This is a genomic window from Rhodoglobus sp. GW821-FHT12B09, from assembly GCF_058809925.1.
Map to the genome: position 1 here is coordinate 159,724 of NZ_JBXATB010000001.1, position 18,715 is coordinate 178,438.

At 70.7% G+C, this 18,715-nt stretch carries 10 protein-coding genes; 5 read left to right on the forward strand and 5 right to left on the reverse strand.

What is annotated here, in order from left to right; genetic code table 11:
• Positions 1 to 6: 6 nt before the first annotated feature.
• From AC1RTC_RS00805 to AC1RTC_RS00815, 3 genes are read left to right on the forward strand one after another with little or no spacing between them, the layout of a single operon-like run.
• Entirely contained in the window at positions 7 to 1,743 is a 1,737-nt protein-coding gene (locus AC1RTC_RS00805) for a DUF8094 domain-containing protein (protein ID WP_493153552.1), read from the forward strand.
• Positions 1,740 to 2,651 carry a tetratricopeptide repeat protein gene (locus AC1RTC_RS00810; RefSeq protein WP_493153553.1) on the forward strand — a complete coding sequence of 304 codons (912 nt, stop codon included), beginning with the start codon at positions 1,740 to 1,742 and terminating at the stop codon, positions 2,649 to 2,651. The genes AC1RTC_RS00805 and AC1RTC_RS00810 overlap by 4 nt, the downstream gene beginning before the upstream one ends.
• Positions 2,651 to 3,031: a hypothetical protein gene (locus AC1RTC_RS00815; protein ID WP_493153554.1), complete on the forward strand. Its 381-nt coding sequence runs from the start codon at positions 2,651 to 2,653 to the stop codon at positions 3,029 to 3,031. The genes AC1RTC_RS00810 and AC1RTC_RS00815 overlap by 1 nt, the downstream gene beginning before the upstream one ends.
• Positions 3,032 to 3,049: 18 nt before the next feature.
• Here the strand turns inward: AC1RTC_RS00815 and glgB are convergent, their stop codons facing one another.
• On the reverse strand, positions 3,050 to 5,230 hold the full coding sequence (gene glgB, locus AC1RTC_RS00820) for a 1,4-alpha-glucan branching protein GlgB (RefSeq protein WP_493153555.1): 2,181 nt from the start codon (positions 5,228 to 5,230) through the stop codon (positions 3,050 to 3,052).
• Positions 5,230 to 7,368: a maltotransferase domain-containing protein gene (locus AC1RTC_RS00825; protein ID WP_493153556.1), complete on the reverse strand. Its 2,139-nt coding sequence runs from the start codon at positions 7,366 to 7,368 to the stop codon at positions 5,230 to 5,232. Before AC1RTC_RS00825 ends, glgB begins: the two co-directional genes overlap by 1 nt.
• On the opposite strand from AC1RTC_RS00825, the gene glgP reads away from it, so the two are divergent.
• Positions 7,358 to 9,913 (forward strand): alpha-glucan family phosphorylase, encoded by a 2,556-nt coding sequence (glgP, locus tag AC1RTC_RS00830; protein WP_493153557.1) that lies wholly within the window; start codon positions 7,358 to 7,360, stop codon positions 9,911 to 9,913. The two genes, AC1RTC_RS00825 and glgP, sit on opposite strands and share 11 nt — an antisense overlap.
• Before the next feature lie 874 nt (positions 9,914 to 10,787).
• Here the strand turns inward: glgP and AC1RTC_RS00835 are convergent.
• Positions 10,788 to 11,927, reverse strand: a complete 1,140-nt coding sequence (locus tag AC1RTC_RS00835; protein WP_493153558.1) for a GDSL-type esterase/lipase family protein — start codon at positions 11,925 to 11,927, stop codon at positions 10,788 to 10,790.
• A gap of 169 nt (positions 11,928 to 12,096) precedes the next feature.
• Here AC1RTC_RS00835 and AC1RTC_RS00840 point away from each other — a divergent pair, with 169 nt between their 5' ends.
• Complete coding sequence (locus tag AC1RTC_RS00840) at positions 12,097 to 13,299, forward strand: serine hydrolase domain-containing protein (protein WP_493153559.1); 1,203 nt, start codon at positions 12,097 to 12,099, stop codon at positions 13,297 to 13,299.
• Between the two features lie 126 nt (positions 13,300 to 13,425).
• Here AC1RTC_RS00840 and AC1RTC_RS00845 read toward each other — a convergent pair whose 3' ends face one another.
• Positions 13,426 to 16,221: a GH92 family glycosyl hydrolase gene (locus AC1RTC_RS00845; RefSeq protein WP_493153560.1), complete on the reverse strand. Its 2,796-nt coding sequence runs from the start codon at positions 16,219 to 16,221 to the stop codon at positions 13,426 to 13,428.
• 45 nt (positions 16,222 to 16,266) lie between these two features.
• On the reverse strand, positions 16,267 to 18,666 hold the full coding sequence (locus AC1RTC_RS00850) for a glycoside hydrolase family 2 protein (RefSeq protein ID WP_493153561.1): 2,400 nt from the start codon (positions 18,664 to 18,666) through the stop codon (positions 16,267 to 16,269).
• Positions 18,667 to 18,715 lie beyond the last annotated feature (49 nt).

The following is an 18,715-nucleotide window of genomic DNA, read 5'->3' on the forward strand; positions in this document are numbered from 1 at the left end:
TAATCCGTGCGGTTCGTTCTCGCCATTGTCAGTTTCGTTGTCGCTGCCGTCATGATCGGCGCCGGCATCGCCCAGCGCACCATCCTGCTCGAGCCCGACGAGGTGCACCTCTCGGAGACGTCGTCCACGGGGGCCGCCGTGACCGTCATCGACGGCGCAGCGCTCAACGCGTACGACGGCTCCCAGACCGTCACCCTCTCCGGGGCTGACGAGATCATCGCCGCCTACGGGCGCACCACCGACGTGCTCGCCTGGATCGGCGACACCGAGTACACCGAGATCGGCTTCGACAAGGAGACGGGCGAGCTCACGAGCAAGCTGGTTCCCGGCGCCGAGAAGGAGGTGCCCACGATCAAGGGCTCCGACCTGTGGCTCGACGAGTACGCCCGCGCCGACTCCCTGGGCCTCACGGTCAAGGTGCCCGCCGACATCTCCTTCATCGTCATCTCCGACGGGGTGAAGCCGGCGCCGTCGAAGGTCGCGATCTCCTGGCCGCTCGACAACTCGACGCCGTGGGCAGGCCCGCTGATCATCGCCGGCGCCGTCGCGCTGCTCCTCGGGCTCGCGTTCCTGCTGTGGGCCACCAACCACATGCGCAGCTCGCGCGGACCGCGCCGCAAGCCGCAGAAGATGCCCAAGGTGCCGCGCAAGCCCCTCTACAAGCCGAGCCGCAAGGCCGCCATCGAGAAGCCGTCGACCGGCCGCCGTTCCGCGGCGGGCATGATCGCGATCCCGCTGGTCCTCGTCGGCGCCCTCGTGCTCGCCGGCTGCACGGCCGACCTGGCGACCGGCACCGGCCCCTCAGCGAGCCCGACGGCTGTGCCCGAGGGCGCCGAGGTCCCGCCGCCCGCCGCGACGGTCCGCCAGGTGCAGCGCATTGTCGCCGACATCAGTGCGACCGCCGCCAAGGCCGACGCCGACAAGGATGCCACGCTCCTCGGCACCCGCTTCCAGGGTGCCGCGCTCGAGCTCCGGGTCGCGAACTACGCGATCACGACGGCGGACTCCTCGCAGCCGGCGCTGGCTGCCTTCCCCGCGGGACCGGTCAAGGTGACCCTGCCGCAGCAGACCGACACCTGGCCACGCACCGTGTTCGCCGTCATCCAGGACGACAAGGACTCGACCATCCCGCCGCTCGCGATCTTCCTCGAGCAGGAGGACCCGCGCTCGAACTACAAGGTCTCCTACGCGGTCACCCTCGAGCCCTCCGCCGTGCTGCCGAAGGTCGCCCCCGCCGCGCTCGGCACCTCCCGCCTCGCCGACGACAGCTCCGTGCTCAGGCTCTCGCCCGACGAGCTCGCGCTCGGCTACGCCGACATCCTGGAGAAGGATGTCGACAGCGACGCATACCTCGACTTCGAGGCCGAGGGCGACAGCCTGCGCAGCAGCGTGGGTGTCACGTACAAGGCCAAGGTGCGCGCCGACCTCCCGTCGACCGCGACCGTGACCTTCGGGCACGCCCTGGGCGCCGCGGACGCGATCGCCTTCGCGACCAACGACGCGGGCGCACTCATCGCCGTCAACCTCAACGAGATCACGACGGTGACGCCCGTGGAGGCAGGTGCGGCGGTAAACCCGTCGGGCCAGGTCAAGGCGCTCTCCGGCCTCGCCATCAGCACGAAGGGCGTGATCGCGACCTACGGCGATCAGCTGCTGTTCTACGTGCCGCCGGCCGGCACTGATGCGAAGATCGTTCTGCTCGGCTACACGCAGGGCCTTGTCAAGGCAGGGGAGGTCGGATGACCAACGCACCACTCGGCGGCGCGAATCTTCGCGGAGCCGTGGATCTCTCGTCGCTCGTGCGCCCTCCGGCACCCGCCGGGGGAGCGCCGGCTGCCGGCGCGGGCGGTGTAGTGCGTTCGGCGTCTGACGCCACCTTCACGGGCATCCTCGACCTCTCGTCGACGGTCCCCGTGATCGTCGAGTTCTTCGGGCAGGGCATCGAGCCCTCCCTCGGCGGCCTGGTCGCGCAGTACGGCGGTCGTGTCGCCCTCGCGACCGTGGATGCGACGGCGAACCCGCAGCTCGTGCAGGCCTTCCAGGTGCAGCAGGTCCCGACCGTCGCGGCGGTCGTGGGCGGCCGCCCCATCCAGCTCTTCACCGGCATGCTGCCCGAGGCCGAGCTGCGGGACGTGATCGAGCAGGTGCTGCAGCTCGCCGCGCAGAACGGCGTGCAGGGCTCCATCCCGGTGTCGGCCGACGACTCTGCCGAACCGGCCGAGCCCGTCGAGGAGCCGCTGCCCCCGCACCACCAGGAGGCCTACGACGCGATCGCCGCGGGCGACTTCGCGACGGCGATCAAGGAGTACGAGACCGCGATCGCGCAGAACCCGCGCGACCAGCTCGCGGTCGCCGGCCTGGCCCAGGTCTCCCTGCTGGCGCGCCTGGAGGGTGCGGATGCCGCGACAGTCCGTGCGGCGGCCGCCTCCGGTCCCGACGACCTCCCCGCCCAGCTCGCGGTCGCCGACCTCGACGTGAGCGGCGGCCACCTCGACGACGCGTTCGGGCGGCTGCTCGACCTCTTCCCGACCCTGGACGCCGCGGGCAAGAACACCGTGCGCACGCGCGTGCTCGAGTACTTCGAGATCGCCGGCGCGGATGACCCGCGCGTGATCGCGGCCCGCCGCCGCCTGACGGGCCTGCTCTACTGATGCTCGTCCCGGGCCGCACCGCTGCAGAGCTCGACGTCTGGGGCCGCGTGGCCTGGGTGGCTGCGCTCGTGCTCGGGGTCGTCGCGCTGTTCCTCGCCCCTCCCGCGAGCCTCGTGCTAGCTGGCCTGTCGCTCGCCGCGATCGTGGCCGCGCTGGTGCTGGGGCTGCGCAGCTCGCGCACGGTCACGCTCGAGAAGGACGCGGGGTACTCGACACTCTTCGACTTCGCGGGCTACGAGCTGCGGCATCCCCGCACCAAGGAGCTGCTGCGCGCGGCAGACGCCGCCCCGGCGGCCCTCGGCCGCCGCTCCGTGCTGCGCTCGATGCTCACGGTGAAGCCGGGCACGGTGCTCGCGAAACGGCTCGACGACGAGCAGTAGGCCTGTCTCGTCCGCCCGCTACCCCCGCGGCGCGAGCCACAGGCCGCCCAGCGGCGGCAGGGTCAGCTCCACCGACGCGGGGCGCCCCTGGAACGGCTCGTCCGTCGCGGTGACCGAGCCGTAGTTGCCCACTCCCGAGCCGCCGAACTCCGTGGCGTCGGTGTTGATCACCTCGTCCCAGACGCCCGCGAAGGGCAGGCCGACGCGGTAGGGGCCGATGGGGGTTCCGCTGAAGTTGAAGATTCCGACCAGGGGGGCGCCGGAGCGCGACCAGCGCAGGAACGCGACGACGTTCTGCGCGGAGTTGCCGCCGTCGATCCACTCGAAGCCGGCGGAGTCGTTGTCCTGCTCCCACAGCGCCGGGTGGGAGCGGTAGGCCGCGTTCAACGACGACACGAGCGACAGCAGCCCCTGGTGGACGGGCTGGTCGAGAATCCACCAGTCCAGTCCGCGCTCCTCGCTCCACTCGGAGGGCTGGCCGAACTCGCTGCCCATGAAGAGAAGCTGCTTGCCCGGGTGCGCCCACATGAACGAGAGGTAGGCGCGCACGTTGGCGAGCTTCTGCCACTGGTCGCCGGGCATCTTGTGCAGCAGCGAGCCCTTGCCGTGCACGACCTCGTCGTGGCTGATCGGCAGCAGGAAGTTCTCGCTGAACGCGTAGATGAACGAGAACGTGATGTCGTTGTGGTGGTACGAGCGGTACATCGGGTCCTCCTGCATGTACTGCAGGGAGTCGTGCATCCAGCCCATATTCCACTTCAGGCCGTAGCCGAGTCCGGATTCCGCGGTCGGCTTGGTCACGCCGGGCCACGAGGTGCTCTCCTCGGCGATCATGACGATGCCGGGGTTGCGCTTGTACGCGGTGGCGTTGACCTCCTGCAGGAAGCTGATCGCCTCGAGGTTCTCGCGCCCGCCGTACTTGTTCGGCAGCCACTCGCCCTCCTTGCGGGAGTAGTCGAGGTAGATCATGGATGCCACGGCGTCGACGCGCAGGCCGTCGATGTGGAACTCCTCGAGCCAGTACAGCGCGTTGGCGACCAGGAAGTTGCGCACCTGCGACTGGCCGAAGTCGAAGATCAGGGTTCCCCAGTCCATCTGCTCGCCGCGGCGCGGATCGCTGTGCTCGTAGAGCGCCTGCCCGTCGAACTTCGCGAGCGCCCACTCGTCCTTCGGGAAGTGCCCCGGCACCCAGTCCATGATCACGCCGATGCCGGCGCCGTGCAGCCTGTCGATCAAGTACTTGAGGTCGTCCGGATGCCCGAAACGCGACGTCGGCGCGTAGTACCCGGTGACCTGGTAGCCCCACGAGCCGCCGAAGGGATGCTCGGCCAGCGGCATGAACTCGACGTGGGTGAACCCGGTCTGCTGGAGGTAGGCGATGAGCTCGTCTGCGAGGGAGCGGTAGTCGAGTCCCGGGCGCCAGGAGCCCACGTGGAGCTCGTAGACGCTCATGGGGGAGTTGTGCGGGTCCGTGGCCGCGCGCCGTGCCATCCAGTCGCCGTCGCCCCACTCGTAGAGCGACTGCCCGACCTTCGAGGCCGTCTGCGGCGGCACCTCGGTGTAGCGCGCCATCGGGTCGGCCCGCTTGACCCACTCGCCAGACGGGGTGAGCAGCTCGAACTTGTACGCGACGCCCGGCTCGAGCCCGGGCACGAAGAGCTCCCAGACGCCGTTGTCGTCGAGGCGGCGCATCGCGTGGCCGACCCCGTTCCAGTCGTTGAAGTCTCCGACGACGCGCACCGCGCGGGCGTGCGGGGCCCACACGCTGAACGACGTGCCGATGACGTCCTCGTGCGGGCGGAAGTGTGCGCCGAGCACGTGCCAGAGCTGCTCGTGGCGGCCCTCGCCCCACAGGTAGAGGTCGATCTCGCCCACGGAGGGGACGAAGCGGTACGGGTCGTCCGCGGTCCAGGTGGGTCCGCCCTCGTACTCGGTCTCGAGCCGGTAGGCCTGCCCGGGGGCGGGCGCGAAGCCCTGCCACAGCCCGTCGGAGACGTGCGACAGCGCGATGCGGCTGCCGTCGGCGCGCACCGCGGTGACCGCGGACGCGAGGGGCCGCACGGCGCGGATGACGAACCCGCCGTCGACCGGGTGCTGCCCGAGGGCGTCGTGCGGGCGGGGGTGCGAGCCGCTCGCGAGTGAGCCGATGTGGTCGGGATGCAGCTCGGGCAGGTCCGGAGCGACCTTCTTGGTAGCCATCAGCGGCCCTTCTTCGTCGGCTCGGTGTTCTTGGGGGGCTCGGTGTGAACGTGCAGGATGTGGCAGGGCTCGCCGAACGCGTCGAGGCGCACGTAGTTGTCCATGCCCCACTCGAAGGTCGCGCCGGTGATGAGGTCGGTGACCTGGAACCGGGCATCCGGGGCAAGGCCGATGCGCGTGAGGTCCAGGTGCACAGTCGTCTCGCGCACCGAGTGCGGGTCGACGTTGGCGACGATGATGAGGGCGTCCGCGGCGCCGCCGTTGTGCTCGGCGGCGAGGTACTTCGTGTACACGAGGATCGACTCGTCGTCGCTCCAGTGCACGTCGAGGTTGCGCAGCTGCCGCAGGGCGGGGTGCGCCGCGCGGATCAGGTTCAGGTGCTGCAGGTACGGCGCGAGCGAGTCGCCCGCCTTCTCGTGCGCAGCCCAGTCGCGGGCCTTGTACTCGTACTTCTCGTTGTCGATGTTCTCCTCGCTGCCGGGGCGCGCGACATCCTCGTACAGCTCGAAGCCGGCGTAGACGCCCCAGCTGGGCGAGGCCGTCGCGGCGAGCGTCGCGCGGATCTTGTAGGCGGCGGGGCCGCCGAACTGCAGGTACTCGGTGAGGATGTCGGGGGTGTTCACGAAGAGGTTCGGCCGGAACCATCCCGAGGTCTCGTGCGAGATCGACTCGAAGAACTCGGCGAGCTCCTCCTTCGTGTTCCGCCAGGTGAAGTACGAGTACGACTGCTGGAAACCGACCTGCGCGAGCGACTGCATCATCGCCGGCCGCGTGAACGCCTCGGCGAGGAACACCACGTCGGGGAACTCGGCGTTGATCTCGTGCAGCACGACCTCCCAGAACTGCAGGGGCTTCGTGTGCGGGTTGTCGACCCGGAAGATGCGCACCCCGAGCCCGATCCAGTGCCGCAGCAGGCGCAGCACCTCCTCGCGGATTCCCTCCGGGTCGTTGTCGAAGTTGATCGGGTAGATGTCCTGGTACTTCTTCGGCGGGTTCTCCGCGTACGCGATCGAGCCGTCCGGGAGGGTCGTGAACCACTCGGGGTGCTCGGCGACCCAGGGGTGGTCGGGGGAGGCCTGCAGCGCGAAGTCGAGGGCGACGTCGATGTTGTGCTTCGTGGCGACGCCGACGAAGTAGGCGAAGTCCTTGAGATCGCCGAGATCGGGATGCACGGTGTCGTGCCCGCCGGCGGCCCCGCCGATCGCCCAGGGCGATCCCGGGTCGCCCGGCTTCGGGTCGAGGGTGTTGTTCGGCCCCTTGCGGAACGCCTCGCCGATCGGGTGGATCGGGGGCAGGTACAGCACGTCGAAGCCCATCGCCGCGACCGCGGGGATGCGCTTCGCGGCGGTGCGGAACGTGCCGCTGGTCCAGGTGCCGTCCTTGGCCTGCTTGGCGCCCTCGCTGCGCGGGAAGAACTCGTACCAGTTGCCGACGCCGGCGCGCGCGGGCTCGACCCGCAGGTCGAGGGACTCGCTGTCCGTCACGAGCGCGGCGAGCGGCTTGGCGTCGATCGCGAGCGCCAGCTTGGGGTCGAGCGCGACGGCGAGCTTGTTCTCGGCGGAGAGTGCCGGGTCGTCGAAGGCGGCGATCGCGTCCTGGACCACCTTCCGCGAGCCCGCCCGGGCGAGGAGTCCGCGGCCGATCTGCAGCATGAGCGGCACGTCGATGCGCGCCGGGATCTTGATCTCGGCGTTGTGCAGCCACGTGGCCCACTCGTCGGCGAAGGCGCGCACGCGCCAGGTCCAGGTGCCCGCGACGGGCAGCGCCACGTCGGCCTGCCAGCGATCGGTGCCGGGCGCGACGGGGCGCATCCGGTGGGTTGTCCACACCCCGCTCGGGTCCGTGATGATGAGGTGCACGCCCAGCAGGTCGTGGCCCTCGCGGAAGACTGTCGCGCCGAAGGGCACCACCTCGCCGGCGAAGGCCTTGGACGGCCATCGGTTCTCGGGCTGCTGCGGCGTCAGGTAGCGGATCGGGATGCGGCCCAGGCGCGGCACGTAGTCGATGTGCTCGGTGTCGGTAGTCACGGCTTCGACGCTACTCCCTCGTAGTTTGTCACCGAAGGATACCGGTGGGGGTTGCAAGCGCTTTACATCCGGGCTATCCCACTGGCCTAGGGTGGTTCGGGTGAAAGCCATCCGCCGGTTTACCGTCCGCACAGTCCTGCCCGAGTCGCTCTCCGCGCTCGACGAGCTCTCGAGCAACCTGCGCTGGTCGTGGCACGAGCCCACGCGCCAGATGTTCAGGTCGGTGGACCCCGAGCTCTGGGAGGTCACCGGCCACGACCCGATAGCCCTCCTCGGCGCCGTCGGCCCCGCCCGGCTTGACGAACTGGCCCGGGATGCCGCGTTCGTCTCCACCACGAAGACCCTCGTCGACGACCTCCACGACTACCTGGAGAAGCCGCGCTGGTACCAGTCGCTCACCGATGCGCCAGCCTCGATCGGCTACTTCTCGCCCGAGTTCGGCATCGCCGCCGCCCTCCCGCAGTACTCCGGCGGCCTCGGCATCCTCGCCGGCGACCACCTCAAGAGCGCGTCGGACCTCGGCGTGCCCATCATCGGCGTCGGCCTCTTCTACCGCGCCGGCTACTTCCGCCAGGCGATCTCCCGCGACGGCTGGCAGCAGGAGAGCTACCCCGTCCTCGACCCGGACGGCCTGCCGCTGAGCGTCCTGCGCCACCCGGACGGCACCGCGGCGCAGGTGGCGCTCTCCCTGCCCGACGGCAAGGCCCTGTACGCGCGCGTCTGGCAGGTGAAGGTCGGCCGCATCACCCTGCTGCTGCTCGACACCGACATCCCGGAGAACGACGACTCGCTGCGCACGGTCACCGACCGCCTCTACGGCGGCGGCGGCGAGCACCGGCTGCTGCAGGAACTGCTCCTCGGCATCGGCGGCGTGCGGGCGATCAAGGCGTACACCGAGCTCACGAGCATCCCGTTCCCCGAGGTGTTCCACACCAACGAGGGGCACGCCGGATTCCTCGGCCTCGAGCGCATCAGCGACCTCATCGGCGACGGCCTCGGCTTCGCGGAGGCGCTGCAGGTCGTCCGGGCGGGAACCGTCTTCACCACCCACACGCCCGTGCCCGCCGGCATCGACCGGTTCGAGATCGAGATGATCACGCGGTACTTCTCCACGGACCTCCTGCCCGGGGTGGCCGTTGCGGACGTCGTGAACCTCGGCGAGGAGAACTACGCCGGCGGTGACCCGGCCATGTTCAACATGGCGGTGATGGGCCTGCGGCTCGCCCAGCGCGCCAACGGCGTCTCCCTACTGCACGGCGAGGTCTCGCGCGGCATGTTCGGCGAGCTGTGGCCCGGCTTCGACGCGGACGACGTGCCGATCACCTCCGTGACGAACGGCGTGCACGCCCCCACCTGGACCGACCCCGCGATGCTCGAGCTCGCGCAGGAGAAGTTCGGCTCCGTCGACACCACCGCGGTCGACTGGGCCTCGGCGAAGGCCGTCTCCGACGCGGACCTGTGGGCCGTGCGGGGCCGGATGCGCGAGCAGCTGGTCACCGATGCGCGCCGCCGCGTCAGCGCCGCCTGGCAGGAGCAGAACCCCGGCGTGGGCGACCCGACCTGGTTCTCCGAGCTGCTCGACCCGAACGTGCTCACCATCGGCTTCGCGCGCCGTGTGCCCACGTACAAGCGCCTCACGCTCATGCTCCACGACCAGGACCGCCTGCGGGCGCTCCTGCTCCACCCGGAGCGGCCGATCCAGCTCGTCATCGCGGGGAAGTCGCACCCGGCCGACGACGAGGGCAAGCGCCTCATCCAGAAGCTCGTCGAGTTCAGCATGGAGCCGGAGGTGCGCAAGCGCATAGTGTTCCTGCCCAACTACGACATCGGCATGGCGAAACTGCTCTACCCCGGCACTGACATCTGGCTGAACAACCCGCTGCGCCCGCTCGAGGCCTGCGGCACGTCCGGGATGAAGGCGGCGCTGAACGGCTCGCTCAACCTGTCGATCCTGGACGGGTGGTGGGCGGAGTTCTACGACGAGGACAACGGCTGGGCCATCCCGTCCGCCGACTCCGCCGGGGACGGCGCGGAGCGCGACAAGCTCGAGGCCGACAGCATGTACGACCTGATCGAGCACCAGATCGCGCCGCGGTTCTACGAGCGCGGTGCGGACGGCGTGCCGAAGCGCTGGGTGGACTCGATCCGCCACACCCTTGCGACGCTCTCGCCCGCGCTCTCCGCGGACCGCATGGTCAAGGAGTACGTGGAGCGCCTCTACATCCCGGCGGCCGCCGCGGAGCACACCATCAGCGCGAGCTCCTGGCAGCCGGCGCGCGACCTCGCGGCGTGGAAGGCCCGCGTCACGGCGGCCTGGCCCAACGTGCACGTCACGCACGTGGAGTCCGGGGGAGTGGACGCCGTGCCGCAGGTCGGCGACGACCTGCACCTGCGCGCCACCATCGACACCGGCGGTCTGGCGCCCGAGGATCTCGCCGTCGAGGTCGTCTACGGCCGCGCGCGCGACGGGGACCGCCTCGAGGACGTGCAGCACGCCCCGCTCGCCCTCGCGTCGGAGCCCGGTGCACCCGTGACCTTCGCGGGCACCGTGCCGCTCGCCCGCGCCGGCAGTTTCGGCTACACGGTGCGGGTGGTGCCGCAGAACGCGCTGCTGGCCTCCCCGGCCGAGCTGGGGCTGGTCGCGGTAGCGGAGTAAACCGTCGCCCCCGCGCGGGCGAACCGTCACAAAGTGCTGCACCTGAGTCAGAACAGAGCGCTTTTCGACGGTTCGACCTGCGGATTTCGTCGTCTCGCCCCGAACTGGGGGCATGCGCACGGGATCGCCTGCCGGGGCATCCCTGTACCCCGTTTTGTCCTCCATGATGCCGGTACTCCTCATGCGGGAGCCAACCCGTCCCCCGATTGACGAGAACGCCGGAAACTCGGGGGCCAGGGCCGGTATATCGGCTGCCCCCGTTGTGGGGAGGGTACATGGCTTGTCCCCCCTAGTGCCGACAGCGAAGATTGATTCAAGAGATACCCGATCTCTTCCAGGAAACCCGAATCCAGGACCATCGCATGAGTACCGAAACGATTGACAGGACAACCCGAGTGAGCACTATCGACCAGGCGGCGCCGAAGCAGAAGGCGTTCTCGCCCTTCTTCATCGCCGCCATCGGAATGACGATCGCCCTCGTGGCCATCGCCGCCGTGGTCGCGCTCATGTCCTAGGGCACCACCTCTGTTCCATCCGACGACGAGCCGGCAGCCACCCGAGGCGCCGGCTCACCGTCGTTAACGGGCCAATCCGGTGGCGGCCCCGCTCCGAATATTTGGTGAGTTGCGTTCATGTCCCCCGAAGTGGGTGGGGGACACACCTTGTCCGCACTTGTGCCCACACTCTAGATTCGCAGCAGGAGATGACCCGCTCTCCGCCTGACCCGAAACCAGGAGCAATGTCGATCCGCAATGAGAGCAAGAGCCGCCAGGGCCTCTCGCCGTTCTACTTCGCCGCTGCCGCCGCGATCGTCGCACTCGCCGTCATCGGCTTCTTCATCGCGGCCCGCTAGACGGCGCCCGCTGCACCGCGGTTAGCGCACCCGGGCTAGCGCACCGCCCGGCCCGAACGCGGTCGCGGCGAAGCGCTCGCCCATCCGCCGGTACGCGCGCGCGTTGGGGTGCAGCCCGTCCTCGAGGTCGTCAGTCTCCTCCGGCCTGAGCAGCACGCGCCCGTCGAGGTAGTGCAGATGCGGGTCGTCAGCGCGCGCGGCGAGCACCGTGGCGATCGACTCGCGGATGCCCGTCAGGCTCAAGCCGCCCTCGGCGAGCTGCCGGGGGTCGCCCGCCGTGCCCGTCGTGCGGGACGCGTCGTCCCACACCGTCGGACCCGGCACCGTCTCGACGGCCGGGCACGGGATCGGCCCGATGAGCAGGAGCGGGGCATCCGGATGCCCGTCGCGCACGGTATCGATGAACCCGTGCAGCACCGGCTCGAAGAAGCGCCGCCGCATGAGGTCGGCGTTGACGACGTTGATGCCGATCTCGACGCTCAGCACGTCGGCGGGCAGATCCCGGATGGTGCGCGCGACGAACGGGTCGCCCACCGCGTTCCCGCTGAAGCCGAGGTTGTGCACGGCCACGCCCGCACGCGCGGCGGCCAGCGCCGGCCACGTCTCGGTGGGGGCCTCGGCCTCGCCGCCCTGGCTGATCGACGACCCGTGGTGCACCCACCGCCGCCGCGTCTCGGCGGTGCGGCGCACGGGCGCACTCGACCGGAGCGCCACGAGGTCGCACGCGGCCGTGTGCGGAAGCCACAGTTCGATGGACTTGGGCGCGGTGCCGAGGCCGGTGAATCGGAGACTGAGGGGCTCTGCCTGTCGTTCGACCGAGTAGTGCGCGGGCTCGACGAGCGTCATGCGGTCGGGAGGCACCACGAGCCGCTCGCGGGGCGCTCCGTCGACCAGCAGCTCGACCACGGCGGGCACGGGCACCGCGCCGTACGGGTTGATGCCGATGATGTCGGCGACGAGCTCGAGCTCGTCCGCGTCGGTGTCGAACGCGAGGCGCACTCCCGAGGTCATGCGCAGCACGAAGGCGAAGTTCTCCGTCGGCACCTGGCGCCGGGTCCACGCCGGCAGGCGGCGGATGCGGGCGGCCCCGCCCGAGGGCTCGAGGTCGAGGGCGCCCACCACCTCGATGTCGGGCGAGGGGAAGCGTGTTACAACGTCCACGAGTGCACCCCCGAGCCGACCGCGAACCCGCGGCCGTCGGGCAGCCCGACGGCGGCGGCGGTGCTGGGCGGGATCGTCGTGACGACGGGGCGGGACTGCGTCATCGCAACTCCAGGCTCGAACTCGAAAAGTGATAAAGCGCTTTGGCACTTCGACGTAGACTATAGCCATGAACGACGGTGTGGTTGTCAACGGCGAGACGGATCCGGCCTGGGCGGGGGTGCGCGACGCGTTCGCGGAGAACATCGCCGAGGGACTGGACGCGGGGGCGAGCCTCGCGGTGACCGTGGACGGCGTGCCCGTGGTCGACGTGTGGGGCGGATCCGACCCGCTCACGGGCCGCGCGTGGGAGCGCGACTCGGTGACGATCGGCTTCTCCGTGACGAAGGGAGTCGCCGCGATCGCGCTCCTCCAGCTCGTCGAGCGCGGCGTCGTCGACCTCGACGCCACGGTCGCGACCTACTGGCCCGAGTTCGCGGCGGCGGGAAAGGAGCGCATCACGGTGCGCGAGCTCGCCTCGCACCGCGCGGGACTTCCCGTCATCGAGATCGACGACATCCTCGGCGTGGCGGACTGGGACGTGGCCACGTCCACTCTCGCGGCACAGGCGCCGCAGTACGACACGGCGAAGTACTTCGCGTACCACGCCCTGAGCTTCGGGTTCCTGGTCGGGGAGGTCGTGCGGCGGGCATCCGGCCAGCCGTTCGGCGAGTACGTGGACGAGCACATCTCCCGACCGCTGGGGCTGGACCTCTGGGTGGGTCAGCCCGCCTCTGCCGAGAGCCAGTATCTGGCGGGCCTCACCGACGACGTGGAGCTCGGACCGGTCGTGACCGTTCCCGAGGAGCCCGCGATCTGGCGCTCGACGGCGCTCTCGGGCGTGCAGCTCATGCCGCTGTTCCGCCGGGTGGGCGGGGTGCAGGGGAGCGAGCCGTTCAACCAGCCGCGGTTCCGGGGTGCCACGATCCCGGCCGGCAACGGCATCACCAACGGGCGCTCTCTCGCGCGCATGTACGCGGCCTGCCTCGGGGAGGTCGACGGCGTGCGGCTGCTCGGCCCCGAGACCGTCGCGGAGGCGGCGAGCGACCAGGCGGGCGGAGTGCGCAAGCCCGGCACGGGGGCGGACCCGTGGGAGAGCGGCACCCAGCAGGTGTGGGGCGTGGGCTTCGAGATCAGCAACTACGAGAACCCCATGCTCGGCCCCGGGTCCTTCGGTCACTCGGGCATGGGCGGGCGCCTCGGGTTCGCGCAGCTCGGCTCGGGGGTGTCGTTCGGCTACGTGAGCCAGCGCATGGCGTACCCGGCCCCGGGCACGTTCGACCCGCGCTGGAACCGCATCCTGCCGGCCGTGAAGGCCGCGCTGGCGGGTTGAGTAGGGCGCCCGTGTCGAAACCCGCGCGGAGGTTGCGGCGCGACGCGGCCGCGGCGGCAGCCGCACGGTGTCACAACCTCCGCATGGGCGAGAGCTGACCCCGGCTGAGATACGGCCGCGGGCGGCCTACTCGACCCGCGTGAGCAGCTCCAGCTGGGTCACGGGCGTACTGTCCCCGACGACACGGAACCATCGCGCAGCCGCCGTCGCGACCTCGAACGGCCGCAGCTGCATCGGCCAGTCCGTCGCCTCGACCCGTTCGTCGAGCACGGTCCAGGTAACGCCGTCGTCCGACGCCTCGAGCCGCCACGCGTGCGTACCGGGTTGGGCGAAGGTGACCGTGTAGAGCTCGGGTGTCGTAGGCGCGGCGAACTCCCACGTGACCTCGTCGAGCGCCACCACGGTCTCGCCCGCGTCGTCGACGAGCGCGGGCACCGAGACCATCGCACCCGGCGACGCGTCGACGAGCCGATCGGCCGCGTGCGAGAACGGCCGGGAGGCGGCTCCCCACTCGGAAGGCTCAGGGCCCATCAGGAAGTCGAGGGTCGCGCCCGCGGCGATGGTCGCGTGCGGGATAGCGATGTGCTCCCACGGCTCGCCGTTCACCAGCACGGACTGCACATAGGGCCCCGAACCGTGAGACACCACGTCCAGGGTGCCCCCGGGCAGCGCGACGGTCATCCGGTCGAACAGGGGGCCGCACACCACGTACTCGCCCGAGCCGGGCGTGAGCGGGTAGAGGCCGAGCGCGGCCCAGAACCACCAGGCTGACATCTCGCCGTTGTCCTCGTCGCCGGGGTAGCCCTGGCCGATCTCGGAGCCCGTGAACAGCCGCTGCCGAGCCTCGGCGATGATCCGCTGCATCCTGGCCGGCTGCCCGGCGTGCGCGTAGAGGAACGGGATGTGGTGCGCCGGCTGGTTCGACAGCCCCCAGAGGCCCATGCGCAGGTCGCGCGCCTCGATCATCTCGTGGATGACCGTGGGGTACTCCCCGCGGACGCTCTCGTCTCCCCGCTCGGGCGTCGCGAAGTACTCGTCGAGGCGCGGGCCGAGGTCGCGCAGGCCAGCGGCGGCGTGCGGAGCGGCGAACGCCATGGTCCAGGCGCTCGTCTCGGTGTAGTCGCCGCCCCACACGAACGGGTCGAAGGCGGAGCCGAACTCCCCCGATGCCTCGCGACCGCGGAAGAATCCGGTTGCCTCGTCCCACAGCGCCTCGTGCGCGAGGGCCCGGGAGGCGAAGTACCGGCGCTCCGCCTCGTGCCCGAGCATCCCGGCCAGCACCGACAGGCCGAAGTCGTTGAGGGCGCCCTCCATGGTCCACGAGAGGCCCTCGGGCGTGGTGCGGTCGACGTAGCCCCGGTAGAGCGACGAGCCGAGCCCCTTGCGACCGTCTGCGGGATGCTCGGAGCGCGCGGTAGCGTCGCGCAGGACCGCCCCGTACCCGGCCTCGGGGTCGATGACGCCCTTCGAAGCGGCGTCCGCGAACACGATGTCGAAGCTCGTCCCGACCATGGCGTCGAGGCTGCCCGGAGCCGACCAGCGCGGGACCCACCCGCCCTCCCGGTGGTGCTGCACGAAGCCGTCGAGCAGCTCCGCCGCGCGATCGGGCTGCAGCAGTACGAGCGCCGGCCAGATAGTGCGGTAGGTGTCCCAGAAGCCGTTGTTCGCGCTGAGCCCGCCGGGCACCACCTCGCCCCGCGCGGGGGACCAGTGCGCGAGCGTGCCGTCGGGCATCCGCTCGCCAAGGCTGGTGGGGTAGAGGTGCATGCGGTAGAGGTTCGAGTAGAGCGTCAGGAGCTGGTCGTCGGTAGCGCCCTCCACGTGCACCTGCTGGAAGAGCTCCTCCCAGCGCTGCTCGGCGTCTCGGGCGACGGCGTCGAAGTCGTCCGGGATGCTCGGCTCGCCGATCAGCGACGTGCCGATGTGCAGCGTCGCCTCGGGGCCGGTCGTCAGAGTCGTGCCGTCGAACGAGAGCACGCCCTCCGTTGCCGCGCGGAGGTGCATCCGGGGGATGACCTGGCCGTGCACGGTGGACCCGTCCACCCAGCCGCTCAGTAGGCCGCCGTCGAAGGCGAACTCGGCGGGGCCGAACGACGACACGTCGATCGCGCCCGAGCCGGCCGGGAACCGGAAGCGGAGGACGAGGCCCCAGTCGCTCGCGGTCGCCTCGGCGCGGACGCCGTCGTCACGGGTGACGGAGTAGCGGTGGGGCAGCGCGGTCTCGTTGTCGTGGTCGAAGGCGCCGTCGCCGTGCGGGGTGAAGAGCACCACTCCCCAGTCGCCGATCCAGATGCTCGCGGAGTGCGAGATCGCGAGGCCCGCGAGCGACGGCTTTCGACCGGGGCCGTGGGCGTTCCAGGTGTAGTTCCAGTGCGGGTTCGAGACGTCGGTCATCGGGGTCGCGAAGACCGCGCCGTGCGGCACCGCGACGAACGGGGCGGTGTTGCCGCGCGACAGGTACGGGGAGGAGTGGCTACCGCGGCGGGTGTCGACGCGCGGCAGCGGACGCGGGTCGCCGACGGCCACCCCGTCGAGCCAGCCCTCTCCGTCCGTCTCCGACACGACCTCGAGCGCGACAGCCCGGCGGCCGCCGAGTCCGATGCGGCGCAGGTTCCACTGGTCGGGCATGAGCGCGTGGCTCTCAAGGGAGCCGAGGGCGTCTGCAGGCAGGCCGTACTGGTCGACCGCCGGGAGGTCGAGCAGCCGCGTGCCGTCGTCGAAGAGCACGTCGACGGCGATCGCGGTCGCGCCGAAGCCGTCCGCGTAGACGGGGAAGACCGCGTACCGCAGCTCGTCGCCCGCGCCGGCGTCGCCGAGGGTGACGCGCCCGCGGCCCGAGTAGCGCAGCGGCGCGTCGGTGAACAGTCCGGCGCTGGCCGAGGCGGGGGCGTGCGCGGGGCCCGCGCCCGGTTCGAGGATCATGGGCGAACCCCGGCTGCGCCCGGCTTCGATACGGCCCCGGGCGGCCTACTCAACCCGCCGGGCCGTCCGCACCAGCGCGCGCACCGACTCGGAGGTGAAGCCGCCGGGGCGGCTCGTCGAGACGTGCCACGTCTCCGACTCGCCGGGGAGCAGGGTGATGAGGTTCTTGTCACTGTGGGCATTCTCGTCGATCGAGCCGGGGAAGAGGCACACCTCGCGCAGGAGGCTCTCGGCGGTGATCGTCACGTCGACGCCGTCGCGGGCGGCGGCGACCGCGACGGAGAACGCCGGCGCGGCGTCGGCGAAGTCGAGGTCGACCCCGCCGAGGAACGTCGCGCGCACGTCGCCCACGGTCACGACGATGAGCTCGTCGGCGGCGGGCTGGCCGACCTCGGCGGGGAGGTCGATCCACGTGGTCGAGCGTGCGGGGGTCGACACCTCGACGGTGCCGTGAGCGCGGCGGCCCGAGGGGTGCCACCGCTCGATGCGGGCGGCGGCGGCCCAGGCATCCGGGCCCTCATTGCCCAGCGCGATGCGCACGACGCCGTCGACCCGGTGCAGGGAGGCCACGCGGTCGGCGAACGCCGTGCGCATCGCGTACGCGGCCGGCTTCCAGCGCGTGGACGAGTCGATCATCGACCACGAGATGACGGGCCAGCAGTCGTTGAGCTGCCAGACGATGGTGCCCGAGCACCACGGCGACAGCGCCCGGAAGAAGTCGATGCCGAACTTCACGGCGCGGGCCTGGGTGAGCTGGGCGGTCCAGTACCAGTCGTCGAAGTCGGCCGGAATGCCGGTGTGGATGCGCATGACGTCCTCGATGCGCTCGGTGCCGTACGCCGCCTTCTGGTGCTGGGCGACCGCGGGATCGAACGGCGTCGGCGAAGGGACGTGCACCACGGTGTTGAAGAGCTCGCGCGTCGGCGGCCCCTGGAAGCCGAACTCCGACACGAAGCGCGGGCGGATCGCCTCGTACTCGCGGTAGTCGCCGGGCACCCACGAGTGCACGACGCCGCGGCGCGGGTCGAGCGGCTCGCGGTCCCGCGCGCCCGAGTACGGGCTGCCCGCGAGGTAGAAGCGCTGCGGGTCGAGCTCGGCCACGAGCGAGGGCAGCAGGTCGAAGTAGAACTTCTCGCCCCACGTCTTGCCCTCGAGCACGGTCTGCCAGTCGTGCAGGAACCAGAACCACACGCACTCGTTGTTGCCGTTCCAGATCGCGAGGCTCGGGTGCGCCATGATGCGCGTGATGTTGTCGCGCGCCTCGGCCTCGACCTCGGTGCCGAACGGCTCCTCCTCGGGGTAGGCGGCGCAGGCGAACAGGAAGTCCTGCCACACGAGCACGCCGAGCTCGTCGCACGTGTCGTAGAAGTCGTCGCTCTCGAAGACCCCGCCGCCCCACACGCGGACGAGGTTGATGCCGAGAGCGACTCCCTGGCCGAGCCGCTCCCGGTACCTCTCGCGCCCGACGGCGGCGATGTACGAGCTGTCGGGAATCCAGTTGACGCCCCGGATGAAGAGCGGCTCGCCGTTCACGATCACGCGGAAGTTGCTGCCCTCGCCATCGGCGTCCTCGAGCTGCTCGACCTCGAGCTCGCGGAACCCCACGCGCTTGCTCCACGTGTCGAGCCCCACGAGCTCGACCACCGCCTCGTACAGGTTCTGCTCGCCGCGCCCGCGCGGCCACCAGCGCTCGACGTGGTCGACGTCGACGACGAGCGACACGGATGCCCGCCCCGCAGCAACCGTCTCCTCGACAGTCACGCCGCCGACCGAGGCCCGCACGGTCACGGGCGACTCGCTCACCCGCTCGAGCTCGACCTCGAAGCGGACGGCTCCCCGGTCCGCCGCGTCCACGCTCACGATCGGGCGCACACTCGCTATCCGTGCCGTGCTCCACGCCTCGAGCTCGACGTCGCGCCAGATGCCGCTCGGCGCGAGGTCGGGGCCCCAGTCCCACCCGAAGTCGCACTGCATCTTCCGCAGGAACGGGCTCACGTCGTTGAACGCCACGGGCCGCACGCCGTACCGGTCCCGCAGCTCGGCACCGACGCGGCGCGGGGCGCTGAAGTGCACCTCGAGGGTGTTGCCCGCGGGGCGGAGCCCTTCAAGGGGAATCCGGTACGTCCTGTGCATGTTCGCGGTCGAGGCGACCTGCTGGCCGTTCACGACGATGCGCGCGATCGTGTCCAGGCCGTGGAAGACCAGGTCAGTGCGGTCGAACGCACCGGCGGGGGCGTCGAACGCCGTCGAGTAGCTCCAGTCGCTGTCGCCTACCCAGTGCAGCTTCTTCTCGTTGTCGCCGTCGAACGGGTCGGGGATGAGTCCCGCGGCGAGCAAGTCGGTGAACACGTTGCCCGGCACCGTTGCCGGGAACTGCGCGAAATCGCCGGGCGTCTCTGACGCGAGCGCGCCCGTCCAGCCGTCGGTCAAAACGGTTCGCAACATTTCGCAGAAGTCCTTTCGATGCCGGAGATTCGGCATTTTGCATGATTGG

Coding starts and splice junctions, on each gene's coding strand:
- AC1RTC_RS00810 (WP_493153553.1), top strand. CDS start 1,740: ATGACCAACGCACCACTCGGCGGCGCGAATCTTCGCGGAGCCGTGGAT.
- AC1RTC_RS00815 (WP_493153554.1), top strand. CDS start 2,651: ATGCTCGTCCCGGGCCGCACCGCTGCAGAGCTCGACGTCTGGGGCCGC.
- glgB (WP_493153555.1), bottom strand. CDS start 5,230: ATGGCTACCAAGAAGGTCGCTCCGGACCTGCCCGAGCTGCATCCCGAC.
- AC1RTC_RS00825 (WP_493153556.1), bottom strand. CDS start 7,368: ATGGCTTTCACCCGAACCACCCTAGGCCAGTGGGATAGCCCGGATGTA.
- AC1RTC_RS00840 (WP_493153559.1), top strand. CDS start 12,097: ATGAACGACGGTGTGGTTGTCAACGGCGAGACGGATCCGGCCTGGGCG.
- AC1RTC_RS00845 (WP_493153560.1), bottom strand. CDS start 16,221: ATGATCCTCGAACCGGGCGCGGGCCCCGCGCACGCCCCCGCCTCGGCC.
- AC1RTC_RS00850 (WP_493153561.1), bottom strand. CDS start 18,666: ATGTTGCGAACCGTTTTGACCGACGGCTGGACGGGCGCGCTCGCGTCA.